This is a genomic window from Mycobacterium sp. NPDC050441 (assembly GCF_040655355.1).
In the GTDB taxonomy this organism is placed as follows: domain Bacteria; phylum Actinomycetota; class Actinomycetes; order Mycobacteriales; family Mycobacteriaceae; genus Mycobacterium.
Genome location: NZ_JBFAJS010000001.1, coordinates 63,276 through 89,376, shown reverse-complemented (window position 1 = coordinate 89,376; position 26,101 = coordinate 63,276). Strand labels below are relative to the sequence as shown.

Below are 26,101 nucleotides of genomic sequence, written 5' to 3'. Positions count from 1 at the left end.
CTTAGTGGAGATGTCTGACGTCTCTACTCACCACGGAGGTCCTCGTGTCACACGCTAATGCTCGGTTGACGGTGTTCGCGCGTCAGTTGTTGATCGATCGGATTGTGGGTGCCGGTAGACCGGTGGCTCATGTCGCTGCCGAACTCGGTGTCTCCCGTCAATGCGCTCATCGATGGGTGTCCAGGTTCCGCGAGGAAGGATTGGAAGGGCTGGTTGACCGGTCCTCGCGACCGCGTCATTGCCCGCGACGCAGTAGCGCGGCAGTGGAAACGAAGGTGATCGACCTGCGCCGTTCATCACGGCGGGGACAGGATTGGATCGGCCCCGAGCTCGACGTATCGGCCCGTACGGTCTCGGCGATCCTGCGTCGCCATCAGATGCCGTACCTGCGTGACTGCGATCCGTTGACCGGTGCACCGATCCGCGCGTCGAAGACGACCACCATCCGTTATGAACGGGACCGTCCCGGCGAGCTAATCCACATGGATGTCAAGAAGATTGGCCGCATCCCTGAAGGTGGCGGCTGGAAGGCACACGGCAGGGATGCGGGCGACACCTACGCCCACAAGGCGGCCCGAACCGGATTCGACTACGTCCACTCCGTCGTCGATGACCATTCCCGGTTGGCCTATTCAGAGATTCTCGGCGACGAGAAGGGACAGACCTGCGCGGCCTTCTTGCAACGCGCCGCCGACTACTTTGCCGCCCACGGCATCCCGACCATCGAACGGGTGATCACCGACAATCACTTCAGCTACCGACGCTCCACCGCCGTTGCAGCGGTCATCGCCGGCCTGGGCGCCACGCACAAGTTCATCCGGCCCCACTGCCCATGGCAGAACGGGAAAGTGGAGCGCTACAACCGCACCCTGCAAACCGAGTGGGCATACCGACAGATCTTCGTCACCAACAACGACCGCACCGCCGCTCTTGCCCCATGGCTCGACCAGTACAACAATCAACGACGCCACTCAGCCATCGGAGGAGTTCCACCGATCAGCCGACTGTCACCAACCTGACTGCCGAGTACACCTAGAGCTGTTCGAGTTCCGAGATCCGCCAGTCCCCGTCGACACGGGTCAGACTGACCCGGTAGGCCACTGCGTCCTTGGTCGACGGACCGCCGGCGGTCTCGGAGTTCTGGTCGACGAACGCCACCACCTTCGCGTCGTCTGCCGTCAGCGATTCCACACCGGTGTTGCGCACCGTCGCGGTCTGGGTGACGTTGTCGGCCTTCGCGCGGATCGTCTTCCGGTAGTCGTCGACGGCGGAGCCGGTCAGCACGGTGGTGACCGCGTCGATCTCACCCCGGCTGATCGTCGGGGTAAAGCTCAGCACCTTGACCACATTGGTCTTCACGAAATCGGTGACCTGCTCGCGTGCATGGTCACTGTCGGCGATCGGCGTGGGCGCCGGGGTGCTCTTGACCGACAATTGCCAGAACCCCAGGCCGGCGGCGATGACGATCCCCACGAAGAGGGCGACGACCGACAGCGTCCAGCCTCGTGTGCGTGTACTCATCAGTTCACGAACTCCAGCTTTGAGGCCTTGTAGCTGCCGTCGACGTGCTCAACGGTGACCCTGACCCGTTGCAGCGAAACCACACCGACCCGGTTGGACGTGACGGTGACCTTGGTGTCGACGGTGACGAGTACGACGGCCTCTTCGGAAAACAACGATTCGACGCCCGCTCCGGTGACGGTTCCGTCGGTCTTGACGCCCAGGTCTTTGGCCTTCTGTTTGATCTGAGAGGCCTGGTTCTGCAGGTCGGCGCGGAACTCGTCGGTAGCGCCGTCCATGATCATCGCGAGATCGGTATCGACGGTGTCTGCGCTGACGGTGACGGTGTGCAGCGCGAAGGTCTGGGCGGCGTCCACGTACGGCTGCCATGACGGCGTGGTTCGCGCGACCGGGGCATCGCGAACGAACTGACTGATCGCGAAACCGATGGCACACACCAGGAGCGCCGCCAGCACGGTGGGCACCACAACCCTTGCCGCACTGCTCTTCTGGGGGTGGCGAGGCTGTGGGATCGGGCTCGGACCCGACCAGTGGGGGGAGGAGTGCGTGACGCCGACCACCGGGTGAGTGGGTGCCGTGAAAGTCGGGGCCGTGATGACCCTCGGGGGCTCGGGCGAGACCTGTTGCGGCGACACCGGTGGCGGCGGTTGCGGTGTGGGGGGCCGCTGCATGAGGGGGGCTGCCGGAGTGGCGGTCGGTTGGGCACTGGCGAGCGCCTTGGCGAAATCGCCGCACAGCGGGTAGCGGCCGGCCCGGTCCTTGGCCATCCCCTTGAGCATCACCTCGTCCAGGTATGCCAGTTCGGGGCGTTCGGTCCGCAGGCTCGGCGGGGGCTCGTTGAGTTGCTTGCTGATCACCACGGCCGGGTTGGAGTGATGGAACGGCGAGTGCCCGGCCAGGAGCTGAAATGCACTGGCCGCCAGCGCATATTGGTCGGCGCGCCCATCCATCGCCTGCCCCAGGAGCTGCTCGGGAGCGGAATAGGCCATGGAGCCGACGGCCATGTTGGTGGCGGTGATTCCGCTGATGTCGTCGATGCGACGGGCAACACCGAAGTCCGCCAACAGGATTCGTCGGCGAGCCACTTCCGGTCCGGTCAGCAGGATGTTGGCCGGCTTCACGTCGCGATGCAGCAGGTTGCGCTCATGGGCGTAGTCGAGCGCCTCGGCGATGGCGGCGACGATCTCGACCGCTTCGCCCAGCGGCATCCCGCCGGGGTGACGCTCACGCACATGTCTGGAGGCGTCGGTGCCGTCGACGTAGTCCATCGCGATCCACAGCTGGCCCTCGTATTCGCCGCGATCATGCAGGCCGACGATGTGGGGATGCCAGAGCGAGGCGGCGATGTCGGCCTCGCGGTTGAACCGGTCGCGGTACTGGGCGTCACCGGTCAGAGAGGACGGCATGATCTTCAGTGCGTCCTGACGGGGGAGCCGCGGATGCTGGGCCAGATACACCTCGCCCATGCCGCCTGAACCGAGTAGACGTTGAATCGTGTACCCGGCGAACACGTCACCGGTATTCAACGGCATTCCGTGATGGTAGTCGGACCGGTGGCGGGCCGATTCGCGAGTAGCGTCGAGGCCATGGCTGCCGCTGATTCCGACGCTGATTCCGATGCCGTCCGCGAATTGCTGCGCGACGCATTCACCCGGCTCATCGAGCATGTCGATGATCTCACCGACGGGCTGACCGAGGAGGTGTCGAGTTACCGGCCCACCCCCCAGGCCAACAGCATCGCCTGGCTGATCTGGCACAGCGCGCGCTGCCAGGACCTGCAGTTGTGCGATATCGCCGGCATCGAACAGGTGTGGACCCGTGACGGCTGGAAGGACCGGTTCGGGCTGGACCTGCCTGCCGACGACATCGGGTACGGCCACAGCCCCGAGGACGTTGCGAAGGTGCACGCCTCGGCCGAACTGCTGGCGGGGTACTACCTCGGAGTGCACAAGGTGACGCTGGCCTACATCGCCGGGGTGACCGCCCAGGAACTCGGCCGCATCGTCGACACCCGGTGGAATCCGCCGGTGACGGCGAGCGCGCGGCTGGTCAGCATCATCGACGATTGCGCCCAGCACCTGGGTCAGGCCGCGTATCTGCGCGGCGTCATCCCTTGACCACCCGGTGGTGGCCGGTGGTCGGCCTCACCGCCATGGTGCTGCTCGGCTGGGCGGTACACGCGGGACCGGTGCCGATCGACGACTGGTTTCAGCACGTCGGGATCGAGCTCGGTTCGTACCGGGGCGTGTTCCTGGTGTTCAGCGAGCCGTTGCTGGTGGCGGCCGCGTTGCTCGTCGGCATCATCGTGGCCCTGCGGCAACACCGCAGACGGTTGGCGCTGGCCATGGTGGTGAGCCCGCTGGTGGCGATCACCATCGTGCGCCTCATCAAGCCGATCTTCGGCAGGGAGAAGGGTGGCGCGCTGGCCTATCCCAGCGGCCACACCACCTTCCTCGTGGCGGTGACGAGCCTGCTCGTGTTGCTGGCAGGCATGCGCCTGTGGGCGCTGGTGGTGGCGGTCAGCATCGTCCTGCTCGGCATGTTCGGCCTGTCGATGACCTTTCACTACTTCACCGACACGATCGGCGGGGTGCTGCTGGGCACCTCGGTCGTGTGTATCGCTGCGCTTTTCGCCCGTGATGGGCAATACGACCAGGTGGGTAGCGCCCCACCTGATCTTCGCTGAGCGATCATCTGTCTGCCGCCGACGTTTCACGCAGTGGCAACGCAAGCCGCGGAGCCGTCAGGCGCGGAACGGCACGCGATCTCCGCAGTGCATTTTCAAGATCGATTAACCATCAAGTACCAGTTGACAGTTCAGTTCTGTCGGTCGCTGTCTGGTGTTGCATTCCGCAAGACTTTCGGATCTGAGGTGCGCCTCAGCAAACCTCTGGCGCCGACGCGAGCTGCGCAAAAGGCTACTTTTCGACTTTTGCGGCAACGGTGTCGAAAGACTGGGTATTTGCATGCGCAAAAACTGGAAATTGTCACCTGAGAAAAACCTGAGATCTTGATTAGCGAAGGGTAAATTTCGGCGCGTGCCGAGCAATCGGTCAGCCCAAATAGCAAGTCATCGAGGGGATTTCACCAATGAACAGTCGTGTCAACAGTCGTGTCTCGAGCGGACTCACCGCATGCGTCGCCGTCGCCGCCGCCGGCGTCGTCGCGATCACTCCGGTCGCAGCATCGACACCCACGCCGCCGCGCATCGTCGATGCCCAGGCCGCGCTCCTGGCGGACTTCACCGGCATGAATCAAGCCGGGTTGGCGTTCCTGGCCGGCCAACGGCTTGCCGACCAGTTCGTCCAGGCGCCGTTCATTCCGCTGGTCCTCGCGGCCCAGATTGCGGCCGGCGACAACGAGCGGCTGTTCTCCCAGATTCGGCAGATCGTCGATTCACCTGTCTATGTCGCGGATCCGCTCATCGAGGCGATTGCCATCACGTTGCCGGATGAGTTCGGTGGCGGCTCGGACCACGTGACCAACACCTCGGCCGGCGACGGCACCTTCATGCAGTTCCGTAACAACGAACTCCTGGGCCTCCGGGATGACATCAACGCTCAGTTCGCTGCGGCACTCGGAGTCGATACCCCGTGACCCAACGAGAACTACGCCGCGGCGCTCGCTCAAGGGGTGCAGGAGTCGGCAGTACGGACCGTCAACGGCGTCGTGCTGGGAGCGGCCGGCATCGTCTCGGTTGCCCAGGCGATCGCGTCCGGCGACAACGTCGCGGTCTACAAGGCGGTCCGCGAGTACATCGATGCGCCGCAATGGGCGATCGATCCCGCCATCGAGGGGCTTGCCGAAGCGCTCCCCGAGCAGCTCGGCGGGGGTACCAACCACATTCCCGAGGATCCGACGGGTGACGGCTCGCTGATGCAGTTCCGCAACAACCAGATGCTCGGTGCGAGGAACGCCGTGCGGGTCGCGGCCGCGAACGCCCTCGGGGTCGACGTGAACGACGACGGCAGCTTGCCCACCAACAATCTCAACCGTGCCCAGCTGTCGGCCGGTGGCGATGAGCCAGGCGCCGATGCGCCGAAGGTGAACAAGCTCAAGCCCCGCGTCACCAGCCTCAACACCCAGCTGAACGGTGCCAAGGACAAGGCTGAGCAGCGGGCGGGCAAGGCAAAAGCGAATGTGGACAAGGTCGTGAAGAAGGTGAAGGAAGCGGCCGACAAGACGGCCAAGAAGCTCAGCCCGAAGAAGGCGTCTGAAGACTGAGGCTCCGGCGGCGCAGAGGGCGGTGATGAGGGGTCGCCGCGCTCTGGGTGACGCCCCTCGAATTCGACGAGATGGCCGCTCACGCACACCCGCGGGGCGGCCATTTCGTCGATCTGGGTACCCAGGCGCGACCATCAACTTGACAGGTGTCAACCCCGGTGCGACGTGCGTCACAAACGGCGATTAACATAGGCCGCATGACAGCGACGCCAGATGTAGCTCTGACCGGAGAGTTCACGGGTTCCGGCACTATTTACAACCCCGCGACCGGTGCCGTCGCCGGCCAGGTGACCTGGACCGACGCCGCCGACGTGCCGCGTATCGCGGCCGGTCTGCGGGAAGCGCAGAAGGAGTGGGAGGCCCGCGGCGCCAAAGGCCGCGCCAAGGTCCTTGCCCGCTACGCGGTGTGGCTGGGGGACCACCGCGACGAGATCGAGAAACTCCTGATCGCCGAGACCGGCAAGTCGGCCATGGACGCCGCACAAGAGGTCCCGCTGCTGATCATGATCCTCTCGTACTACATCAAGGTCGTCGAGGAGGCGATGGCGCCGGACACGCGTCCGGCCGCGCTGCCCATCATGTCGATCAAGAAGATCGCGGTGCATTACCGGCCGCGCCCCGTCATCGGGATCATCGCGCCGTGGAACTACCCCGTGGCCAACGCCATGATGGACGCCATCGGCGCCCTGGCCGCCGGGTGCGCGGTGCTGCTCAAGCCGTCTGAGCGCACCCCGTTGACTGCCGAGGTGCTGTTGCGCGGCTGGCTGGATTCCGGTGCGCCCGAGGTATTTGCCCTGGCGCAGGGTGCGCGTGCGGTGTCCGAGGCCGTCATCGACAACTCCGACTACGTCCAGTTCACCGGTTCCTGCGCGACCGGAGCCAAGGTGATGGAGCGTGCGGCACGTCGTCTGACCCCGGTGAGCCTGGAGCTCGGCGGCAAGGACCCGATGATCGTGCTCGAGGACGCCGACGTCGAGCTGGCTGCCAACGCCGCGGTGTGGGGCGGGATGTTCAACGCCGGCCAGACCTGCGTGTCCGTCGAGCGGGTCTATGTGCTCGATCCGGTCTACGACCAGTTCGTCGCCGCCACCGTGAAAGCCGTCGAGAACCTCAAGATGGGTACGGGGGAGGGCTACCACTTCGGCTCCCAGATCGATGACAGCCAGGTGGCGATCACCGAACGGCACGTCAACGAGGCCGTCGCCGCCGGCGCCAAGGCGCTGACCGGAGGCAAGCGCCCCGAGGGCGGGGGCAGCTTCTTCGAGCCGACCGTGCTGGTCGACGTCGACCACTCGATGTCCTGCATGACCGAGGAGACCTTCGGTCCGACACTGCCGATCATGAAGGTGTCCTCGGTCGAGGAAGCGGTGCGGCTGGCCAACGACAGCCCGTACGGGCTGAGCGCCTCGGTGTTCTCCAAGGATGTCGACCGGGCCAAGGCCATTGCGCTGCAGCTTGATTGCGGTGCGGTCAACGTCAACGACGTCATCTCCAACCTGATGTGCACCACCGCGCCGATGGGCGGCTGGAAGACCTCGGGCATCGGTGCGCGCTTCGGCGGTGTCGACGGGGTGCGCAAGTTCTGCAAGCAGGAGACCGTGGTGGTGCCGCGCACCAGTGTGGGCGCCGGCGGCAGCTACTACAACAACTCCGAGAAGGCGATTGTTCGGATGAACAAGCTGCTGACCAAGCTGGCGCTGGCGCGTCCGCGCCGGAAGTCCAAGTAACGACGTACCGGCCGTTCACTCCGGCGACACCTTCGTGTTCGCCGGAGTGGATACCGTCGGCCGGTGACTCTGGACATCACCGGCTACGCGGTCCGTGACGACGACGATGACGACCCAGTGCTGCTGCTGGAACCCGGCGGCGAGGTCGTCGACACCTGGCGGGAGAACTACCCGTACGAGGACCGCATGTCGCGCCAAGAGTACGAGGAGCAGAAGCGGCTGCTGCAGATCGAACTGCTGAAGCTGCAGAAGTGGAGCCAGGGCAACGGGCTGCGGCACGTCATCGTCTTCGAGGGACGCGACGCCGCAGGCAAGGGCGGCACCATCAAACGGTTCATGGAGCACCTCAACCCCCGCGGGGCCCGCGTCGTCGCGCTGGAGAAGCCCACCGAAAAAGAGCGCACGCAGTGGTACTTCCAGCGCTACGTGCAACACCTGCCCGCCGCCGGGGAGATCGTCTTGTTCGACCGCTCCTGGTACAACCGCGCCGGGGTGGAGCGGGTGATGGGCTACTGCTCGCCCAAACAGCATGCCGAGTTCATCCGTCAGGCCCCGTTGTTCGAGCAGATGCTGGTCAACGACGGCATCAGCCTCACCAAGCTGTGGTTCTCCGTCACGCAATCCGAGCAGCGCACCCGGTTCACCATCCGCCAGGTCGACCCGGTGCGGCAGTGGAAACTCTCACCCACTGACCTCGCGTCGCTGGACAAGTGGGACGACTACACCGCGGCCAAGGAAGACATGTTCTCCTGGACCGACACCGAAATGGCGCCCTGGACCGTGGTCAAGAGCAATGACAAGAAACGCGCCCGCATCAACGCCATGCGCTACGTGCTCGGTAAGTTCGATTACGACAACAAGGATTATGAGGTGGTCGGCCACGCCGATCCGCTGATCGTTGGGCGTGCCCTGTCGGACTGAACAGTCTGGCCGCCGCCCGAGAACTAGGAGGACGGCGTGCGCTTCGTCATGACGCTGTTCCTGTGGGTGCTGACGACGATTCTGCTCGCGGCTGCGGTGCCGTCGGCGTGGGTGCAGAAGAACATCATCGACCAGCAGGGCTACTCGTCCTTCGCTGCAGGCGCGGCCGCCGACCCTCAGTTACAGCAGGCGGTCGCCGGTGAACTCACCACCCAGGTGCAATCCCTGGCGGCGCAGAACGGCGCCCAGGTCGACTCGCGGCGGATCCGTGCTGTGGCAGGTGCCTACACCGCAGGCCCGGACTTCCCCGGGCAGTTCGCGCTGGCCAACCAGCTTGCGCACACCTGGATGTTCACCGACCGGTTGTCCCGGAATGAGAACGGCAGCTGGGTGATCGATGTGGCCCCGATGCTCTCGGATGCCTCGTTCCACGAAACCCTGTCCGGTTTCGGAATCGAAGTGCCGCAGACACTTACGGTCCCCATCGCGTCATCGGCGCCGGACAGTTTGCGGCCAGGGATCTTGCGTCCACTGGCAGTGTGGGGCCCGTGGGTCAGCGTCGGGGTGACCGTATTGGCCGGCGTTTTCGCCCTACTGACTCTGGCCGCCGCCCGCGCTCGCGGTAAAGCCCTTGCAGCACTGGGCATTTCCGCTTTACTGGTCGGTGCTGCTGGCTGGGCCGGGTTGGAGGCGGGCCGGCGCTATCTCAACGAGGCCCTCAACCACACCAGCGGGGACATTCGTCAGATCGCCGACGCCATGGTCGGCCACGCGATCGGCAGCCTGCACCAATGGCTCAACCTCGCCCTGGCTGCCGGCGGTGGGCTGGTGGTGTTCGGGATCTTCGTCGCGGTGCTGGGTGGGCTGCGGCGTCGGGATTGAGGCTCAGGCTGCGCGGATTTCTACCGTACGGTCGTTCCCGGGCGCTCATGACGACCGTGGGGTAGGAGACGCGACATCAGACGATCCTGTCCCGGGGGTACGGACTCGCCTCCGGCTGGCCTAGCCTCCCCGAACACGTTCCCATAGGCGCAGATAGATCTCCGCGCCGTGGAACATGTCGGTCATCATCTCCGGGCCGGCCTGGACGCGGATCGCCTCGAGCCAGTCGGCATAGCTGCCGTAGGTGGCGGTGCCGTCGGTGTTGATATCGAAAGTGCGCTCGCCCCAACGTTCCCGGTCGAAAGTCACCTTGCCGTCGTGCGAGGTGAAGGGATAGTTGACGACGCCGGCGCCGAGCGGCCCGCCCTGGGGTGCCAGGCCGTTCATGTCGGAACCGAAGCCGAACCCGAAGTCCGGGCTCGGGCGGTACATGGCGCGGGCCTGACGCCAGGCTCCGATCGTGCTCCCGGGCCCGCCGGCGTACGGGGTGGCGAAACCGCCTACGGCGTAGACACGTTGGATGGTGCGTGTGGAGCCCCAGCTATGCGAGGACACAACGCCGGGGTACTGACGTTGTTCGATGATCGTCATGACCTGGTCCGCGGTGACCTCATCCATGTGGTCGATCTCAATCAGGAAGCCCCGGTCGATCATCGCGTTGATCAGGTATCGGCCCAGATCGGTCAGGCCGCGGATATTGCAGTGTGGTCCGTCGGCGTACAGCGGCAGCGACGCCCCACCGATGAGGGGGCCGACGAGTTTGGCCAGGAACTGATTGACATTGCCGGCGAGCGGCACCGAGAGCTGCGTGCTGTCGGACTCGGCGCCGGTGCAGGACTGGACATTCCAGAATGTGCCGGTCTGCATGAAGTTGCCTGCGTTGACCAACAGGCCGGTGGCCGCAGGGTCCATCTTGGTTCCGCCGAAGGCGTTGTCGAATTTGTGGATGGGGAAGAAGCTGCTGACGCCGATGTTTCGGAGTTCGGTGAGCCAGCGGTCGATGTCGGCCCGCCCGCATTTCGGCTGGCCCAGAATCACGCCGCAGTTCATCGGGTCGGACAGCTCCATGCCCATGACCACCGCGAGCTTGCCGGACGCGGCCACCTGGCGCGCCGTGGCGGGATCCGTCACGATGCGGAAGAAGCCCTGTCCGGGCCCGCCGGACTGGGCATCGATGTAGTCCTGCAGTGCGCGCAAGCTGGCGGCCTGGGTGCGCACGGAAGTCATGTCGTTGCAGGTGTTTCGGCGGTTGGTCATCAGCATGCACAGCGACTCGTTGTCGACCAGGTCGACGGTCATCATGCGCAGACCGGCCTTCCAGGTCCGCTGAATGCTGGTCCAGTAGGTGTTTTCCGTGGTGAGCACCGACGGTTTGGGCCAGTCGCGGAAGGTCGGCCAACCGCGGGTGTCGGAGGCGTGAAAGGGCTCGCCGTAATCGAGGAAACTGGCGACCAGTCCGTTGGTCCCGGTGCGGTACGGCGCACAGTCGGGCAATGCGTACGTGACACCGAAGCGATGCCATGGGCGTCCGCAGTGGAAGTTGCCGCCCATGAACTCGTAGGCGGTGACATGCACATGCGGGTCGACTGTCCCGACGATCGACCCGTCCGGGCCGACACCCGACCCCGGAATTCCCGTGGTTCCGTCGTTCGCCTCGGGATACTCGGCGCACCCGCTCGCGGGGACGAACGTGACGGCTCCGCTGAGCTTGGTTGCGGCATTGGTGAGAGTGAAACCGGTTGTGCCAGAACCATCTACCCGCCACATCGAGGTCAACGACGGCGTGCTGACGGTATTGACCGACCGTAGCGTGGCGTTGAGCACCTCCTGGTTCCGGCCGTAGAGCAGGTATTCACCGAGCCCGGTCGCCTGCATCCGATACGGCCCGGCCGCCGGGGCCACTGGTCCGGTCGGAGTGTCGATCAGGTAGCAGCCGTTCACCAGCGAGTAGCGGGTCTGCGTGGGATCGGCGGCGGCTGAACCCATTGCGGGCCCGGCTGCCACGGCGGTCAACACGACGGCCATGATCACCGACAGAAGCCTCAAAGGCCTTCTCCTGGTTGCGATCCCTGAACATTTTCCTGATCGCAGACCACGCGGCCTCATGCCCGGAAGCTCCCTCTCGGTGAGCGCAGCACACACTGCGGAGAAGCCGAAAATCATTGTCGCGGGGCATGAACCGATCACCCGGCCTGGAGGTTACCCACGGCACACGGGCGAAGATGCCGATCGAGATCCATCGTCAGCGTTTCGTGACCCATCCGTTAATTACGGCGCGATCCGAGCGGGCTGCCGGGACCTGCCGATGATTACCGGCGTGGAGTACCGAGCTAGCTCTCGCCGCTACGACACATCGCTTGCAGGGGATAGCCAGGTGTTGCATTCGCCGATCTTGTTCAGGCGGTAGCCCTGATCCCACCAGGATCCATAGTGCTCAGCCGATCCGTGGTCGCGTGGCGTAACGGAATTCCAATTGCCATTTGCAATCACCTGGTAATCGGCCACGGTGAACCGGCCTCCGGTGTCGACGATGGAGCCGACGAACATGCCGGAGAAGCACTGCGCCTGAAGCTCCAGGCGGCGCGACAGTTCCAGTCCTGGTTCGGATTGCTCGCCCACGGCTCGCGCCTGTTTGTACATTTCGTCTGAGGCCCCGATGAGGTTCTGGACGTGATGGCCATATTCATGGGCGAGCACTGCCAGGTTGAAGATCACCTCAGCGCTGTCTTTTTTCGGGGACAGGCTGGAAAGCGGCACGTACAGAGTTTCGGTCTTACTGCAGTACAGGCCTGCGAAGCCGCGCATCCCGTCGCTATCGCATCCTTCGGCCAGGGACACCTTGGGACTACGGAATTCGATTCCCGCCGCAGTGATCAGGGGCTTCCACGCCGTGTCCATGCACGACACCGCTGTCTGGTAGAAGATCTGGGCCGCCGCTGCGTCGCTCGGCCAACCGACGGGATTGCATGGTTGTTTGGCCAGCCCCGCGTCGAAGCTGGCGAACATGCGATTTTGCCCCAACGCCGCCTCACCGGTGGGCACGGGCTGCGAACTGGTGGTGGTTGGGTGCGGCGTCGTGGTGGCTGTGTACGACGGCGCGGACGTGAGCTCGCGGGTGGGGACCGCGACTGCGGGGCTGACCGGCTCGCTGGCGCTGGCGGTGCCCTGCTTATTGAGCACGAAAACCCCGGCTGTGACCAGTGCGATCACCACGACAACGGCTGCGGCCGAGCCGATCAGGATGGCGGGGCGCGGACCTCTTTTCGGTACCGGCGTCGGCAAAGGCGCCGGATATGCAGGGCAGGGCCCTCCCCAGGGGTCCGCATAGCCCGGCTGATGCTGCGGCGGTGCCGGCGGACCCGACGGCGCTGCGCCCCACGGATCGACGGCTGAAGCCCAGGGGTCCGCAGGCTGGGCATTGCCAGTTTTGGCTGGTGTGAACGGGTCGGCGCCTGCGTCGAAGGGATTGTTGTTGTCCCAGGACTTGGGCGGCGGACCGAACGGACCCCACGACTGCATTTCGAGTACGTTACTGCCCCGACCAGGCGCGGCTGCGCACGAATTCCCGCAAACTTTCCGCTAGGCCCGGTCGCCCAGCATCTGCCAGAGGAACTCGTAGGTCAGCGCGGCCTTGAACGCGGCCTGCTTGTTGTCGGCCGCGCCGCCGTGTCCACCTTCGATGTTCTCGTAGTACAGCACCCGGTGCCCGGCGGCCTCCAGCGCCGCCGTCATCTTCCGGGCGTGGCCGGGATGCACCCGGTCATCGCGGGTCGAGGTGGTGATCAGGATCGGCGGATACGTCGCCGACTCCGAAATATTCTGGTACGGCGAATATTTCGACATGAACTCCCAGTCCGCCGGGTCGTCGGGATTGCCGTACTCGGCCACCCACGACGCACCCGCCAGCAACAGGTGGAAACGCTTCATGTCCAGCAGTGGGACACTGCAAACCAGTGCCCCGAACAACTCCGGGTAATGGGTCAGCATGACGCCCATCAACAGCCCGCCGTTGCTGCCGCCGGACGCACCGAGCTGCTCGACAGTGGTGATACCGCGGCGCACGAGATCCGCTGCCACCGCGGCGAAATCCTCGTACACCACATGGCGGTTCTCCCGCATCGCCTGTTTGTGCCAGCCCGGGCCGTACTCGCCGCCGCCGCGGATGTTGGCCTGCACGTATGTGCCGCCGCGTTCCAGCCAGGCACGCCCCGCGCCACCGATGTAGCCCGGTGTCAACGAATTCTGGAATCCGCCATAGCCGTAGAGATGGGTCGGGCTCGGTTCGTCGCGGCGTCCGACCACGAAATACGGAACCTTCGTGCCGTCCTTGGAGGTCGCGAAATACTGTTCGACGTCGATGCCGGTGGCGTCATAGAACGCCGGTGCGGACTTGACTTCGACCAGCGGGCCGCCGGCGGTGCCGTGCAGCAGCCGCGACGGGGTGGTGAATCCGCTTGAGTTGTAGAACACCTCGTCGCCGAGATGGTCGATGTCGACGACGATGGTGTCGGTCGCCGGCGGAATGTCCGGTGCGTCTCGGTGTTCCCATGTCCCGGGCGTGACGACCTCGACGTGGCTGGCGACATCGCGCAGCGTGATGAGGATCAGCTTGTCTCTGGTCCATTGCACGCTGGACAGGCTGCTGTGCTCGTCGGGCTCGTAGATCATTGCGAGATCAGCTGTGCCGGAGATGAAATCGTCGAAGTTGGCGCCCAGGAGCGCGCCGGCCGGGTAGGTGATCTCACCCACCTGCCAGTCGGTACGCAGCGAGATCAGCAACCACTCGCGGTGCAACGACAGCGACGAGTCGGTCGGGACCTTGAGTTCGATCAGCTCGCCGTCGCGCACCTCGTAGCGGATGCGGTGGTAGAAGTCGGTGTAGCGGCCCAGCCGGGTGTGCTCGAAGCCCGGGGTCCGGTCGATCGAGGCGATCACCCGGACATCGGTTGGCTCGGCCTCGTACACGGTCTCGGCCTCGGTCAACGGTTGGCCACGGCGCCAGCGCTTGGCGATCCGCGGATACCCGGATTCGGTCATCGAGCCCTCGCCGAAGTCGGTGCACACCAGCAGCGTGTCTTCGTCCTCCCAGGACACCGAGGACTTGGCCTCGGCCAACTCGAACCCACCGGAAACGAATTCCCTTGTCCGCATGTCGAACTCGCGCACCACGGTGGCATCGGCGCCGCCGCGGGACAGGCTGATCATGGCCAAGGTGTGATCCGGCTCGATCACCTCGGGGCCGGCCCACACCCAGTTCTCGTCCTCGGCCCGGGCCAGCTCGTCGAGATCGAGGATGACGTCCCAGTCGGGTTCCTCGGTGCGGTAGCTCTCCAGCGTGGTGCGCCGCCACAGGCCGCGCGGGTTCGCCTCGTCGCGCCAGAAGTTGTACAGGTACTCACCACGGCGCCCCGGGTAGGGGATGCGCGCGTCGGTGTCGAGGATCTCCAGCACGTCGGAGCGCATCGTCTCGAAACGCTCACCGCTCAACTGGGCGATCGTCGGCTCGTTGTGCGCTCGCACCCACGCCAACGCGTCGTCGCCGGTGATGTCCTCAAGCCACAGATAGGGATCCTCAACCACCCGTCCATTGTGACTGCGCGCGTACTGTGAGCTGAACAACACCACTGCCCGGGGCGGAAGCGAGGACGTGATGAGTCGAGCACCGGCACGGGCCCTGATCACCGTGGCCGCCGCCGATCTGCTGACGCGGCTGCAGGAGCGCCACGGGGCGTTGATGTTCCACCAGTCCGGCGGCTGCTGCGACGGATCGTCGCCGATGTGTTACCCCGACGGCGAGTTCATCGTCGGGGACCGCGACATTGTGCTGGCGGTGCTCGATGTGGGCGGCGGCGTGCCGATATGGATCTCCGGCCCGCAGTTCGAGGCGTGGAAGCACACCCAGCTGGTGATCGACGTCGTCCCGGGCCGAGGCGGCGGGTTCAGCCTGGAAGCGCCCGAGGGCATGCGGTTCCTGTCCCGTGGCCGGGCCTTCACCGACGAGGAGAACGCGCTGCTGGCCGAGCAATCCCCGGTGACGGGCGCGCAGTACAGCGCCGGCGCCCGTCCGCCCGATAACGGCAGCCACCTCGTCGACGAAGCCGCCGACGCCTGCCCGGTACCCGGGGGACGCGCCGCACGGATGTAGCGGGTCGCCACGGGTCGCGGCGTTATCGTCGAAGAGTGATTCCGCTGCCACGGGCGTGGCTGCTGACCGGCGCAATGTCGGTCGGCGTAGCGGTCGGGCTGCTGGTAGGGATCGCCACGACATTGCTGGTGACGGTCTCCGTCCGGCCCGATGCGGTGATCGCCCTCGTCCTGGGGGTACCCGGTGTCCTCGGGACGCTCCTGGTCCTCGTCTCGGGTCGGCGCTGGGTCACCGCACTCGGAGCCTTCGCCCTGGCCATCGCGCCCGGCTGGTTCGGCGCGCTGGCGATCATCCAGGTGGCATCCCATGGCTGAGGACGTCGACACCTCCACCGCCAACTTCACCCCGCTGTTCGACACCGGGGAAAACGAGATCGTCGCCGACGAATCGCCGGCCGCCGTGACACCCGCCGAGGACATGACCCCGGACCAGGTGGAATCCGACGATGCCCCGTCGGCGCCGGTGCCCGTGCCGGCCCCGTCCGTTGTGGTCGAGGGGTCCTATCTGTCGGTGAAGTGGTGGACGTTGGTGGGCGTGCTGGCCGCGGTGTGGTTCGTCTCCGCCGCGGCAGGCGCGGGCCTGTACTACTACTGGTATCAGTCGGCCGACAAGACCTGGCCGGTGTTCATCGCGCTCGCCTACGTCGTCGCCACCACGGTCGGTGCTCTGCTGGCATCGACGGCGCAGCGCAAACCGGTGGTATCGGCCCTGGCCATCGCGCTGATGTCAGCGCCTCTGGCGGCGATGGCCGCAGCGGCGGTTTTCTACGGCGCCTACGTGTTCGGCTGGATCGCCCGGTAGGACCATTGCGCGGCCCACTAGGGTGGGGTCGTGACCCACTTTGACGTTGTCGTTCTCGGAGCTGGTCCCGGTGGATACGTCGCGGCCATTCGTGCCGCCCAACTGGGGCTGAATACCGCAATTGTCGAGCCCAAGTACTGGGGCGGCGTGTGCCTCAATGTCGGCTGTATCCCGTCCAAGGCGTTGCTGCGCAACGCGGAACTGGCGCACATCTTCAACAAGGAAGCCAAGACTTTCGGCATCAGCGGTGAGGCCACCTTCGATTACGGTGCCGCCTTCGACCGCAGCCGCAAGGTCGCCGACGGTCGCGTCGCCGGCGTGCACTTCCTGATGAAGAAGAACAAGATCACCGAGGTCCACGGCTACGGAACGTTCACCGGACCCAAGGCGATGTCGGTGAAGTTGAACGACGGCGGCACCGAGGAGCTCACGTTCGACAACGCCATCATCGCGACCGGGTCGTCGACCCGGCTGGTGCCGGGTACCTCGTTGTCCGACAACGTCGTCACCTACGAAACCCAGATCCTCTCGCGCGACCTGCCGGGCTCGATCATCATCGCCGGCGCCGGTGCGATCGGTATGGAATTCGCCTACGTGCTGAAGAACTACGGCGTCGACGTCACCATCGTCGAGTTCCTGCCCCGCGCGCTGCCCAACGAGGACGCCGAGGTCTCCAAGGAGATCGAGAAGCAGTACAAGAAGCTGGGCGTGAAGATCCTGACCGGCACCAAGGTCGAGGGCATCGTGGATGAAGGAGCCGATGGCTCCGTCAAGGTGACCGTCAGCAAGGACGGCAAGACCGAGGAGCTCAAGGCCGACAAGGTGTTGCAGGCCATCGGTTTCGGGCCCAACGTCGAGGGCTTCGGCCTGGAGGCCGCAGGCGTCGCGTTGACCGACCGCGGGGCCATCGGCATCGACGACTACATGCGCACCAACGTGCCCGGCATCTACTCGATCGGCGATGTCACCGGCAAGCTGCAGCTGGCCCACGTCGCCGAGGCCCAGGCCGTGGTGGCCGCTGAAACCATCGCCGGCGCAGAGACTCTGGCGCTGGGCGACTACCGGATGATGCCGCGCGCCACGTTCTGCCAGCCGCAGGTGGCCAGCTTCGGGCTCACCGAAGAGCAGGCCAAGGCCGAGGGGTACGACGTCGTCGTCGCCAAGTTCCCGTTCACCGCCAACGGCAAGGCGCACGGACTGGCGGACCCGACCGGTTTCGTGAAGCTGATCGCCGACAAGAAGCACCTCGAACTGATCGGCGGACACCTGATCGGGCCGGATGTCTCCGAACTGCTGCCGGAGCTGACCCTGGCGCAGAAGTGGGATCTGACCGCCAACGAGTTGGCCCGTAACGTGCACACCCACCCGACCCTGTCGGAGGCGCTGCAGGAGTGCTTCCACGGTCTGGCCGGCCACATGATCAACTTTTGAGAAACGAAATCGTCGCCGGCATAGCCGGATTGGTGGCCGGCCACATGGCGTGGCTGGCCGCCATCACATTGGCGACCGAGGGTTCCCGGGTCAACATCTGGGTGCTGTTGGTCGCGGCCCTGTCCTTCATCGGCGGGGCCGCGGCCGGCTACTTCGGCTGGCGTAAGTACCAGCAGAAGTCCCATACGTTGGCGGCGTTCCTGTGGACACTGCCGGTGTCCCCGGTGCTGTTCTCGCTGGTGCTGCTCGGGGTCACCTACCTCTAGGTTTGTGTGATCGCACAACAACACGGCGTGCGTTTCGAGCGATTTTCCGCTTCTGGACCGGAACGCCCTGGGCGAATGTCGAAGTGAACAGATCGGGCTGCGGCCCGTCCACTTCGGCGCAGGGAACCCAATGGCATCTAGCAGTGGACTGATCGATGACGCGCCCCTGACGGCATTCCACAAGAAACTGACGCTGTACTCGTCAGGCGGACCGTTCATCGACGGCTACGCCATTGCGATCATCGGCTTCACCTGGGCCACCATGAGCACGTCGTTCAACGTCACCACCGCCGACAAAGGGCTGATCGCCGCCGCGGTCCTCGTCGGCATCTTCGTCGGCGGCGGCCTGTTCGGCTGGGGGACCGACAAGGTCGGCCGCCACATGATGTACATCCTGGATCTGCTTGCCCTGGCGGTCTTCTCAGTGGGCTGCATGTTCGCCACCGAAGTCTGGCAGTTGATCCTGCTGAGATTCCTCATCGGCATGGCGATCGGCGCCGACTATCCGATCGCGACCTCGCTGCTCGCGGAATACCTGCCCGCCAAATACCGCGGCCGCATGCTCGGCGCGACATTCGTCGTATGGGCCGTCGGCGCCACCGTCGCCCCGGCCGTGGCGATGGTGTGCACCCGCTTCGCCGGCGACGATGCCTGGCGCTGGATGCTGGCCAGCCCGGCCGTTTTCGCCCTCGTCACGCTGGTCCTCCGGTTGGGGACACCGGAATCCCCGCGCTGGCTGATCAGCAAGGGCCGCGTCGAGGAAGCCGACCGATCCATCAAACAGGTCTTCGGACCCGGCTACGGGGTAGAGGATCTCGGTGAGCCGGAGCCGGCGGAACGCGCGACCTTGCGGTCGGTGTTCAAGCCGCCGTACCTGAAGCGGACGCTGTTCGTCAGCCTGTTCTGGATGTGTCAGGTGATCCCGCTGCTGTCCATCTACTCGTTCTCGTTCGACATCCTGGGCGAGGTCGGCATCACCGGGAACGGCGGTGAGGTATTCCTCGCCGCGCTGTTCGTGGTCGGCGGTATCCCGGGACTGTTCCTGGTCGACCGGATCGGCCGGAAGGCTCTGCTGATCTACACCTTCGCCGGCATCGGCATCATCTGGGGCATTGCGGGGCTGATACCCGGGCTGCCGGTGATGATCGTCTTCACCGCCGTGTGCGCCTTCGCTCTGCTGTCCGGGGCGTCGAACTTCCTCGAGATCGTCTATCCCAACGAGTTGTTCCCGACCGAGGTCCGGGCCACCGCTGTCGGCATCGGTACGGCGGCCAGCCGGATCGGTGCGGCCGTGGCCGTCTACCTCATGCCCTTCGCCCTGGACAAGGGTGTCAACTGGGTGCTGCTGGCCGGTGCCGCGATCTCGTTCGTCGGGTTGGCCGTCACGGTGGCCTGGGGTGTGGAGACGGCCGGACGGTCGTTGAGCGAGGCGGCGAATGTCAAGACCAACTCACGGCGGGAATCGGTCGGCACCCACTGATGCGGTGACGGCTAGTCCGGGAAGTCCAGCGGGATCCGCAGCGTCGTCATCGTGGCGGCCAGGCCATCGTATTGGCTTGCCAGCATGCAGAATTCGATGATCTGCTGCTTGGTGAGCAGCGACGACAACGCCGCCCAGGTTTCCGCCGAGACGGACCGGGTGACGACGAACTCGTCGGTCGCGGTGACCAACACCCGCTGCCGGTCGGTGAGTCCTTCCGCGTCGGGACCCTCGAAGATCCTGGCCTGGGTTTCGGCGTCGACGCCGCGGCTACGGGCCAGCCGGCGGTGCTGCTGAAGCTCATACTCACAATCACGCAGATGGCCCACCCGAAGGATGACCAGCTCGGCATCCTGACGCGGCAGCTTGCCCAGCGGGCCGAGCAGCAGCCCGGAATACGGCAGCCAGACCAGGAACAGCAGCTTGTGCTGGCCCAGCACGTTCATCAGGGTGAACCGGGGTGCCCGGATGGCCCTGGCGCCCAGCTTGGCGATGGCCCAGTTGACCGGGCCCAGCTCGCGGAATCCGCCCGGCGCGATGCGGGCCGGCTCGAGTGCACTCACCCAGCCGAGTCTGGCACAGGTGGGGTGGCCGGGTGAGCGCACCGGTTTCTACGGCCGGGCTGTCGATCGGTTGTCGCCACGACCCAGGGTAGAAAACACGGTGAGTAGTTCGCGGCGAACTACGGCTGGCGCACCAGGTAAGGCGACACCGTGGAGCGGTGTTCGTTGAGGTCCAAGGCTTTACCGAGTGCCGGGAACGCGCGTTGCGGGCAGTTGTCCCGTTCGCACACCCGGCAACCCGACCCGATGGGGGTGGCCACCTCGCCGGAGAGGTCGAGCCCTTCGGAATACACCAGCCGATGCGCGTGGCGCAGTTCGCATCCCAGCCCGATGGCAAAGGTCTTGCCGGGCTGCCCATAGCGCGAGGCGCGGCGCTCCACGGTGCGCGCCACCCACATGTAGTTGCGCCCGTCGGGCATCTGGGCGATCTGCACGCCGATCTTGCCGGGATTGCCGAATGTCTCGTAGACGTTCCACAGCGGACAGGTGCCGCCAGAGGACGAAAAGTGAAATCCGGTGGCGGACTGCCGTTTTGACATGTTTCCCGCGCGGTCGACCCGGACGAAGGAGAACGGCACACCACGCATCGACGGACGCTGCAGGGTGGAAAGCCGGTGTGCGATGGTCTCGTAGCTCACCGAGTAGAACGCCGACAGCCTCTCCACGTCATAGCGGAAGTTCTCGGCGACATCGTGGAATTGGCGGTAGGGGAGCACCGTCGCCGCGGCGAAGTAGTTGGCAAGCCCGAGCCGAGCCAGGGTGCGGGACTCGTCGCTGGTGAACATGCCCTCGTCGACCATCTTGTCGATGAGTTCGCCGAACTCCAGGAATGCCAGTTCGGCGGCCATCTTGAACACCTGCTGGCCCCGGGAGAGATGATTGCCCATCTCCAGGGTCTTGGTGGCCGGGTCGTAGCGGTGCAGCACGGTGTCGCCCAGATCGATGCGTCGCACGATCCGTACCCCGTGCTCGGCGGTCAGCCTGTTGGCCATCTCGCCGGCCAGATCACCGCGGTGCATCCGGATCTTGGCGGTCAGATCCTCGGCGGCGGTATCGAGCTCATGCAGATAGTTCTGCCGTTGGTAGAAGTAATCGCGCACTTCCTCGTGGGGCATGGTGATCGAACCGCTGCCGCTGCCGTCGGAGTAGCGGTCTTCGGTGGCGGCCGCCAATTGCGTGGTGGTCAACCGGTACCGACGGTGCAGATTGACCATCGCCCGGGCGAAATTCGGGTAGGCCGCCACCATGTCGGCGACTTCGGCGACATCCATGTCGGCGCCGAGGTCGCGGTCCATCGCCACCTCGCGCATCTCGGCGACCAGCCGGGTGTCGTCGTGCGAGGCGAAGAACGTCGCGTCCACCCCGAACACCTCGGTGATGCGTAGCAGCACCGCCACGGTGAGCGGCCGCACGTCGTGCTCGATCTGATTGAGGTAACTGGGGGAGATCTCCAGCATCTGGGCCAGTGCCGCCTGGCTGAATCCACGCTCGCTCCGCAGTTGCCGCACCCGCGATCCGACGAACGTTTTTGCCACGTCAAACAGCCTAACAAGGGTGTGAAGACGACCTTTGCATTCTTGGCAGTTCAGCCACTACTGGCAGTATCGGGCCGCCTGGCATGATCGGCTCAGGCGATAGCGACTGGGAGATGTGACCATGACGGGAACCGCGCAGAATCCGACCACCGGGCTGAACAAGGTGATGATGCCGGTGCCCGATCCCCATCCCGATGTCTTCGACCGCGAATGGCCCCTGCGGATGGCCGATGTCGACCGCGGCGGGCGACTGCGATTCGACGGCGCTTGCCGACACATCCAGGACGTCGGTCAGGACCAACTGCGGGAGATGGGCTACGAAGACGTCCATCCGGCGTGGATCGTGCGGCGCACGATGATCGACCTGATCCGGCCCATCGAGGGCGGCGACATCCTGCGGATGCGGCGGTGGTGTTCGGGAACGTCCAACCGGTGGTGCGAGATGCGGGTGCGTATCGACGGCCGCAAGGGCGGGCTGATGGAGTCCGAGGCGTTCTGGATCCACATCAACCGGGAGACGCAGGGGCCCTCCCGTATCTCCGACGACTTCCTGTCGGGCCTGCGCCGCACCACCGACGAGGCGCGGTTGCGCTGGAAGTCGTATCTGAAGGCCGGCAGTCGTGAGGACGCCGCCGAGATCCGTGAGTACCCGGTGCGGGTGTCCGACATCGACCTGTTCGACCACATGAACAACTCCGTGTACTGGTCGGTGGTCGAGGACTACCTGTACTCGCATCCCGAGCTGCTGGAGAAGCCGCTGAGGGTGACCATCGAGCACGATGCGGCGGTGGCCCTGGGCGAGAAGCTCGAGATCCTGTCGCACGTTCACCCGGCCGGATCGACCGACAAATTCGGCGAAGAGCTCACCGACCGCACTGTTAGAACGCTCACATATGCCGTCGGCGACGAGACAAAAGCGATCGCATCACTGTTCTCGCTCTGACCCCGCCCGGTTTAACAGTACGAGCGTACTGACCTGCGCCTTTGGGCTACCCGTCGGTAGCTTCTGAACCGGTACAGCCATCATATTTCTTCGCAACCTTTGCAAGTTAACTAAGCGCTTTGGCGAAACTTGGCAACTGAAACGGGTGGACCTGCGGATATAGGTTGTGCCATCTTCGGATTAGCACACCAGTGAAGCTGCTGCGGCGTTAGCAAGTAACGAGGCTCGGCGCAGCGGTCGAAACAAACCGAAGGAGCAGTCCTATGTCGACCGTGGGCACCCCCAAGTCACCGGAGCAGATCCAGCACGACTGGGATCACAATCCCCGCTGGAAGGGCATCACCCGTACCTACACCCCGGCCGACGTGGTTGCCCTGCAGGGCTCCGTCGTCGAGGAGAACACCCTCGCCCGCCGCGGCGCCGAGGTGCTGTGGGAGCAGCTGCACGACATGGACTTCGTCAACGCGCTGGGCGCGTTGACCGGCAACCAGGCTGTGCAGCAGGTGCGCGCCGGCCTGAAGGCCATCTACCTGTCCGGTTGGCAGGTCGCCGGTGACGCCAACCTGTCCGGCCACACCTACCCCGACCAGAGCCTCTACCCGGCCAACTCGGTGCCGCAGGTTGTCCGCCGCATCAACAACGCGCTGATGCGTGCCGACCAGATCGCCAAGGTCGAGGGCGACACCTCGGTCGAGAACTGGCTCGCCCCGATCGTCGCCGACGGTGAGGCCGGCTTCGGTGGTGCGCTCAACGTCTACGAGCTCCAGAAGGCCATGATCGCCGCCGGTGTCGCCGGTTCCCACTGGGAGGACCAGCTGGCCTCGGAGAAGAAGTGCGGCCACCTCGGTGGCAAGGTGCTGATCCCGACCCAGCAGCACATCCGCACCCTGACCTCGGCCCGTCTGGCCGCTGACGTCGCCGACGTGCCCACCCTGGTCATCGCCCGCACCGACGCCGAGGCCGCCACCCTGATCACCTCCGATGTAGACGAGCGCGACCGCCCGTTCATCACCGGTGAGCGCACCAACGAGGGCTTCTACCGGGTGCAGAACGGCCTGGAGCCGTGCATCGCCCGCGCCAAGGCCTACGCGCCGTACGCCGACTTGATCTGGATGGAGACCGGCACCCCGGACCTCGAGCTGGCCAAGAAGTTCGCCGAAGGCGTCAAGGCCGAGTTCCCGGACCAGATGCTGTCCTACAACTGCTCGCCGTCGTTCAACTGGCGCCAGCACCTGGACGACGACACCATCGCCAAGTTCCAGCGCGAGCTGGGCGCGATGGGCTTCAAGTTCCAGTTCATCACCCTGGCCGGTTTCCACGCCCTCAACTACTCGATGTTCGACCTGGCTCACGGCTACGCCCGCGAGCAGATGAAGGCCTACGTCGAGCTGCAGGAGCGCGAGTTCGCCGCCGAGGAGCGCGGTTACACCGCCACCAAGCACCAGCGTGAGGTTGGCGCCGGCTACTTCGACCGCATCGCCACCACGGTTGACCCGAACAGCTCGACCACCGCGCTGGCCGGTTCCACCGAAGAGGGTCAGTTCCACTGACGATGCGCTGCCCCCAGGGCCGCGAGGAGGAAGTGGAACCGAAAGGCCGGAGTCACTGACGATGCGCTGCCCCCAGGGCCGCGAGGAGGAAGTGGCACCGATAAGCCGGAGCCGCTAAGGCCTTCGACCGCCAAAGGTTGACAGCGCAGGCCCCGCTCAGAATCCTGGGCGGGGCCTGTCGCGTGTTCGAGTATTGAGAAAGTGAAGCAGTGAGCAATCAAATTGAACGTGTAGGTGTGATCGGTGCCGGCCAGATGGGCGCGGGTATCGCCGAGGTGTCCGCGCGTGCCGGCGTCGACGTGCTGGTGTTCGAGACCACCGACGCCCTGGTCACCGCGGGCCGCAACCGCATCACCAAATCGCTCGAGCGCGCGGTCAGCGCAGGCAAGGTCACAGAGCGCGAGAAGGACGCCGCGCTGGACAAGCTGAAGTTCACCACCACGATCGACGATCTGGCCGACCGCCAGTTGGTCATCGAGGCTGTGATCGAGGACGAGAACGTCAAGGCGAAGATCTTCGCCGACCTGGATCGAGTCATCACCGACCCCGATGCGGTGCTCGCCTCCAACACCTCGAGCATCCCGATCATGAAACTCGCAGCAGCTACTCAGAATCCTGCCAGGGTGCTGGGCCTGCACTTTTTCAACCCGGTTCCGGTGTTGCCGTTGGTCGAATTGGTCAGCACCCTCGTGACCGCAGAAGCCGCCGCCGCGCGCGTCGAGGAATTCGCCGGCACGGTTCTCGGGAAACAGGTTGTCCGTTGTTCTGACCGGTCCGGTTTCGTGGTCAACGCGTTGCTGGTTCCGTACCTCTTGGCGGCGGTCCGGATGGTCGAAGGTGGCTTTGCCACAATTGAAGATGTCGACAAAGCGGTGGTGGCCGGGTTGTCCCACCCGATGGGGCCGCTGCGGCTGTCCGATCTGGTTGGATTGGACACCCTCAAGCTCATCGCCGACAAGATGTTTGACGAGTTCAAAGAGCCTTTGTACGCCGCGCCACCGCTACTGTTGCGCATGGTGGAGGCTGGACAGTTGGGTAAGAAATCGGGCCAGGGCTTCTACAAGTACTGAGAAGGGCCGCGCTGGCACTATGGCCGAGGCTTAGCTAGTCTACCCACAGTAGGGCCTGCTGGCTCTCTCTACAGAGTCTGCATGTAAGAACATATGTCGGCCCCAAACCAATGGTCGTCAGCAGCAGAAACGCAAAGAGGTAATTTTTCGTATGTCTAACGTCGAGTCCGATCTTGCTCCGTACTACGAGGAGTCGCAGTCGATCTACGACATCTCGAATGAGTTCTACGCTCTCTTCCTCGGGCCGACCATGGGCTACACCTGCGGTTACTACGAGCGCGAGGACATGAACCTCGAGGAATCGCAGAACGCCAAGTTCGACCTCGCGCTGGGCAAGCTCGACCTCAAGCCGGGTATGACGCTGCTCGACATCGGCTGCGGCTGGGGCGGTTGCCTGGAGCGTGCGCTGATCAACCACGACGTCAACGTCATCGGGATCACGCTGAGCAAGGAACAGTCGGACTATGCCCGCAAGCGGCTGGCCAAGGTCGACACCAACCGCAACGTCGAGATCCGGTTGCAGGGCTGGGAAGAGTTCAACGAGCCCGTCGACCGCATCGTCTCGATCGGCGCATTCGAGGCGTTCAAGCAGGAGCGCTACCCGATCTTCTTCGAGCGGGCCTACAGCATCCTGCCGGAGAACGGCGGCCGCATGCTGCTGCACACGATCCTGGCGCACACCCAGCAGTTCTTCCGTGAGAACAACATCAAGCTGACGATCAGCGACCTGAAGTTCATGAAGTTCATCGGTGAGGAGATCTTCCCCGGTGGGCAGCTGCCGGCGGTCGAGGATATCGAGAAGCTCGCCGACGGCTCGGGCTTCAAGCTGGAGCGCATCCACCTGCTGCGTCCGCATTACGCGCGCACGCTGGACATGTGGGCGGCCAACCTGGAGGCGGCCAAGGACGAGGCCATCGCCCTGCAGGGTCAGGAAGTGTACGACCGGTTCATGAAGTACCTGACCGGCTGCGCCGACTTCTTCCGTCGCGGCATCACCAACATCGGCCAGTTCACGCTGGTCAAGTAGTTTCGCTCTTTCACA

At 65.0% G+C, this 26,101-nt stretch carries 25 protein-coding genes; 18 read left to right on the top strand and 7 right to left on the bottom strand.

Features of this window, described 5'->3' with window-relative positions:
- Window positions 1–44: 44 nt before the first annotated feature.
- Window positions 45–1,019, top strand: coding sequence for an IS481 family transposase (locus AB0I14_RS00505; protein ID WP_358014309.1), 975 nt, complete (start codon window positions 45–47; stop codon window positions 1,017–1,019).
- A gap of 13 nt (window positions 1,020–1,032) precedes the next feature.
- On the opposite strand, the gene AB0I14_RS00500 is transcribed toward AB0I14_RS00505, so the two are convergent.
- Window positions 1,033–1,521, bottom strand: a complete 489-nt coding sequence (locus AB0I14_RS00500; RefSeq protein WP_358014306.1) for a hypothetical protein — start codon at window positions 1,519–1,521, stop codon at window positions 1,033–1,035.
- Complete coding sequence (locus AB0I14_RS00495) at window positions 1,521–3,053, bottom strand: serine/threonine-protein kinase (protein ID WP_358014303.1); 1,533 nt, start codon at window positions 3,051–3,053, stop codon at window positions 1,521–1,523. The genes AB0I14_RS00500 and AB0I14_RS00495 overlap by 1 nt, the downstream gene beginning before the upstream one ends.
- 54 nt (window positions 3,054–3,107) lie before the next feature.
- Here AB0I14_RS00495 and AB0I14_RS00490 point away from each other — a divergent pair, with 54 nt between their 5' ends.
- The 7 genes from AB0I14_RS00490 to AB0I14_RS00460 all read left to right on the top strand — a co-directional run bounded on the left by AB0I14_RS00490 (window position 3,108) and on the right by AB0I14_RS00460 (window position 9,275).
- Window positions 3,108–3,638 carry a mycothiol transferase gene (locus AB0I14_RS00490; RefSeq protein ID WP_358014300.1) on the top strand — a complete coding sequence of 177 codons (531 nt, stop codon included), beginning with the start codon at window positions 3,108–3,110 and terminating at the stop codon, window positions 3,636–3,638.
- Entirely contained in the window at window positions 3,635–4,207 is a 573-nt protein-coding gene (locus AB0I14_RS00485; protein WP_358014297.1) for a PA-phosphatase, read from the top strand. The genes AB0I14_RS00490 and AB0I14_RS00485 overlap by 4 nt, the downstream gene beginning before the upstream one ends.
- 404 nt (window positions 4,208–4,611) lie before the next feature.
- Complete coding sequence (locus tag AB0I14_RS00480) at window positions 4,612–5,118, top strand: hypothetical protein (protein ID WP_358014294.1); 507 nt, start codon at window positions 4,612–4,614, stop codon at window positions 5,116–5,118.
- A 36-nt stretch (window positions 5,119–5,154) separates the two neighbouring features.
- Window positions 5,155–5,745 (top strand): hypothetical protein, encoded by a 591-nt coding sequence (locus AB0I14_RS00475; RefSeq protein ID WP_358014291.1) that lies wholly within the window; start codon window positions 5,155–5,157, stop codon window positions 5,743–5,745.
- Between the two features lie 197 nt (window positions 5,746–5,942).
- Window positions 5,943–7,472, top strand: a complete 1,530-nt coding sequence (locus tag AB0I14_RS00470) for an aldehyde dehydrogenase family protein (protein ID WP_358014288.1) — start codon at window positions 5,943–5,945, stop codon at window positions 7,470–7,472.
- A gap of 63 nt (window positions 7,473–7,535) precedes the next feature.
- Complete coding sequence (ppk2, locus tag AB0I14_RS00465; protein ID WP_358014285.1) at window positions 7,536–8,393, top strand: polyphosphate kinase 2; 858 nt, start codon at window positions 7,536–7,538, stop codon at window positions 8,391–8,393.
- 36 nt (window positions 8,394–8,429) lie between these two features.
- The gene (locus AB0I14_RS00460) at window positions 8,430–9,275 is read left to right on the top strand and encodes a hypothetical protein (RefSeq protein ID WP_358014283.1); all 846 of its coding nucleotides are present in this window, start codon (window positions 8,430–8,432) and stop codon (window positions 9,273–9,275) included.
- A gap of 120 nt (window positions 9,276–9,395) precedes the next feature.
- Here AB0I14_RS00460 and AB0I14_RS00455 read toward each other — a convergent pair whose 3' ends face one another.
- The 3 genes from AB0I14_RS00455 to AB0I14_RS00445 all read right to left on the bottom strand — a co-directional run bounded on the left by AB0I14_RS00455 (window position 9,396) and on the right by AB0I14_RS00445 (window position 14,897).
- A complete protein-coding gene (locus AB0I14_RS00455) occupies window positions 9,396–11,321 on the bottom strand; it encodes a peptidase (RefSeq protein WP_358014280.1) in 1,926 nt (641 codons plus the stop codon).
- A 297-nt stretch (window positions 11,322–11,618) separates the two neighbouring features.
- Entirely contained in the window at window positions 11,619–12,794 is a 1,176-nt protein-coding gene (locus AB0I14_RS00450; RefSeq protein WP_358014277.1) for a neutral zinc metallopeptidase, read from the bottom strand.
- A gap of 60 nt (window positions 12,795–12,854) precedes the next feature.
- A complete protein-coding gene (locus AB0I14_RS00445; protein WP_358016649.1) occupies window positions 12,855–14,897 on the bottom strand; it encodes a prolyl oligopeptidase family serine peptidase in 2,043 nt (680 codons plus the stop codon).
- A gap of 28 nt (window positions 14,898–14,925) precedes the next feature.
- Here AB0I14_RS00445 and AB0I14_RS00440 point away from each other — a divergent pair, with 28 nt between their 5' ends.
- From AB0I14_RS00440 to AB0I14_RS00415, 6 genes are all read left to right on the top strand, one after another.
- Window positions 14,926–15,420: a DUF779 domain-containing protein gene (locus AB0I14_RS00440; protein ID WP_358014275.1), complete on the top strand. Its 495-nt coding sequence runs from the start codon at window positions 14,926–14,928 to the stop codon at window positions 15,418–15,420.
- 35 nt (window positions 15,421–15,455) lie between these two features.
- On the top strand, window positions 15,456–15,734 hold the full coding sequence (locus AB0I14_RS00435; protein ID WP_358014272.1) for a putative holin: 279 nt from the start codon (window positions 15,456–15,458) through the stop codon (window positions 15,732–15,734).
- Window positions 15,727–16,221: a hypothetical protein gene (locus tag AB0I14_RS00430; RefSeq protein WP_358014269.1), complete on the top strand. Its 495-nt coding sequence runs from the start codon at window positions 15,727–15,729 to the stop codon at window positions 16,219–16,221. Before AB0I14_RS00435 ends, AB0I14_RS00430 begins: the two co-directional genes overlap by 8 nt.
- 30 nt (window positions 16,222–16,251) lie before the next feature.
- Entirely contained in the window at window positions 16,252–17,652 is a 1,401-nt protein-coding gene (gene lpdA / locus AB0I14_RS00425) for a dihydrolipoyl dehydrogenase (RefSeq protein WP_358014266.1), read from the top strand.
- Window positions 17,649–17,918: a hypothetical protein gene (locus AB0I14_RS00420; RefSeq protein ID WP_358014263.1), complete on the top strand. Its 270-nt coding sequence runs from the start codon at window positions 17,649–17,651 to the stop codon at window positions 17,916–17,918. The genes lpdA and AB0I14_RS00420 overlap by 4 nt, the downstream gene beginning before the upstream one ends.
- 130 nt (window positions 17,919–18,048) lie before the next feature.
- Window positions 18,049–19,398 (top strand): MFS transporter, encoded by a 1,350-nt coding sequence (locus tag AB0I14_RS00415; protein ID WP_358014260.1) that lies wholly within the window; start codon window positions 18,049–18,051, stop codon window positions 19,396–19,398.
- Window positions 19,399–19,409: 11 nt separating this feature from the next.
- On the opposite strand, the gene AB0I14_RS00410 is transcribed toward AB0I14_RS00415, so the two are convergent.
- Together AB0I14_RS00410 and ramB are read right to left on the bottom strand one after the other, a co-directional pair.
- On the bottom strand, window positions 19,410–19,961 hold the full coding sequence (locus tag AB0I14_RS00410) for a carboxymuconolactone decarboxylase family protein (RefSeq protein ID WP_358014257.1): 552 nt from the start codon (window positions 19,959–19,961) through the stop codon (window positions 19,410–19,412).
- 119 nt (window positions 19,962–20,080) lie between these two features.
- On the bottom strand, window positions 20,081–21,496 hold the full coding sequence (gene ramB, locus AB0I14_RS00405; RefSeq protein ID WP_358014255.1) for an acetate metabolism transcriptional regulator RamB: 1,416 nt from the start codon (window positions 21,494–21,496) through the stop codon (window positions 20,081–20,083).
- A gap of 121 nt (window positions 21,497–21,617) precedes the next feature.
- On the opposite strand from ramB, the gene AB0I14_RS00400 reads away from it, so the two are divergent.
- From AB0I14_RS00400 to AB0I14_RS00385, 4 genes are all read left to right on the top strand, one after another.
- Entirely contained in the window at window positions 21,618–22,439 is an 822-nt protein-coding gene (locus tag AB0I14_RS00400; RefSeq protein WP_358014252.1) for an acyl-[acyl-carrier-protein] thioesterase, read from the top strand.
- 263 nt (window positions 22,440–22,702) lie between these two features.
- The gene (aceA, locus tag AB0I14_RS00395) at window positions 22,703–23,989 is read left to right on the top strand and encodes an isocitrate lyase (protein ID WP_358014249.1); all 1,287 of its coding nucleotides are present in this window, start codon (window positions 22,703–22,705) and stop codon (window positions 23,987–23,989) included.
- Between the two features lie 209 nt (window positions 23,990–24,198).
- Entirely contained in the window at window positions 24,199–25,059 is an 861-nt protein-coding gene (locus tag AB0I14_RS00390) for a 3-hydroxybutyryl-CoA dehydrogenase (protein ID WP_358014246.1), read from the top strand.
- Window positions 25,060–25,210: 151 nt separating this feature from the next.
- Complete coding sequence (locus AB0I14_RS00385; RefSeq protein ID WP_358014243.1) at window positions 25,211–26,086, top strand: cyclopropane mycolic acid synthase family methyltransferase; 876 nt, start codon at window positions 25,211–25,213, stop codon at window positions 26,084–26,086.
- Window positions 26,087–26,101: the final 15 nt, after the last annotated feature.

What these genes read in the sequence shown, in the direction of transcription:
- AB0I14_RS00500 (WP_358014306.1), bottom strand. Translation starts at nt 1,521, where the DNA reads ATGAGTACACGCACACGAGGCTGGACGCTGTCGGTCGTCGCCCTCTTC.
- AB0I14_RS00495 (WP_358014303.1), bottom strand. Translation starts at nt 3,053, where the DNA reads ATGCCGTTGAATACCGGTGACGTGTTCGCCGGGTACACGATTCAACGT.
- AB0I14_RS00490 (WP_358014300.1), top strand. Translation starts at nt 3,108, where the DNA reads ATGGCTGCCGCTGATTCCGACGCTGATTCCGATGCCGTCCGCGAATTG.
- AB0I14_RS00480 (WP_358014294.1), top strand. Translation starts at nt 4,612, where the DNA reads ATGAACAGTCGTGTCAACAGTCGTGTCTCGAGCGGACTCACCGCATGC.
- AB0I14_RS00470 (WP_358014288.1), top strand. Translation starts at nt 5,943, where the DNA reads ATGACAGCGACGCCAGATGTAGCTCTGACCGGAGAGTTCACGGGTTCC.
- AB0I14_RS00450 (WP_358014277.1), bottom strand. Translation starts at nt 12,794, where the DNA reads ATGCAGTCGTGGGGTCCGTTCGGTCCGCCGCCCAAGTCCTGGGACAAC.
- AB0I14_RS00440 (WP_358014275.1), top strand. Translation starts at nt 14,926, where the DNA reads ATGAGTCGAGCACCGGCACGGGCCCTGATCACCGTGGCCGCCGCCGAT.
- AB0I14_RS00430 (WP_358014269.1), top strand. Translation starts at nt 15,727, where the DNA reads ATGGCTGAGGACGTCGACACCTCCACCGCCAACTTCACCCCGCTGTTC.
- AB0I14_RS00415 (WP_358014260.1), top strand. Translation starts at nt 18,049, where the DNA reads ATGGCATCTAGCAGTGGACTGATCGATGACGCGCCCCTGACGGCATTC.
- AB0I14_RS00400 (WP_358014252.1), top strand. Translation starts at nt 21,618, where the DNA reads ATGACGGGAACCGCGCAGAATCCGACCACCGGGCTGAACAAGGTGATG.
- aceA (WP_358014249.1), top strand. Translation starts at nt 22,703, where the DNA reads ATGTCGACCGTGGGCACCCCCAAGTCACCGGAGCAGATCCAGCACGAC.
- AB0I14_RS00385 (WP_358014243.1), top strand. Translation starts at nt 25,211, where the DNA reads ATGTCTAACGTCGAGTCCGATCTTGCTCCGTACTACGAGGAGTCGCAG.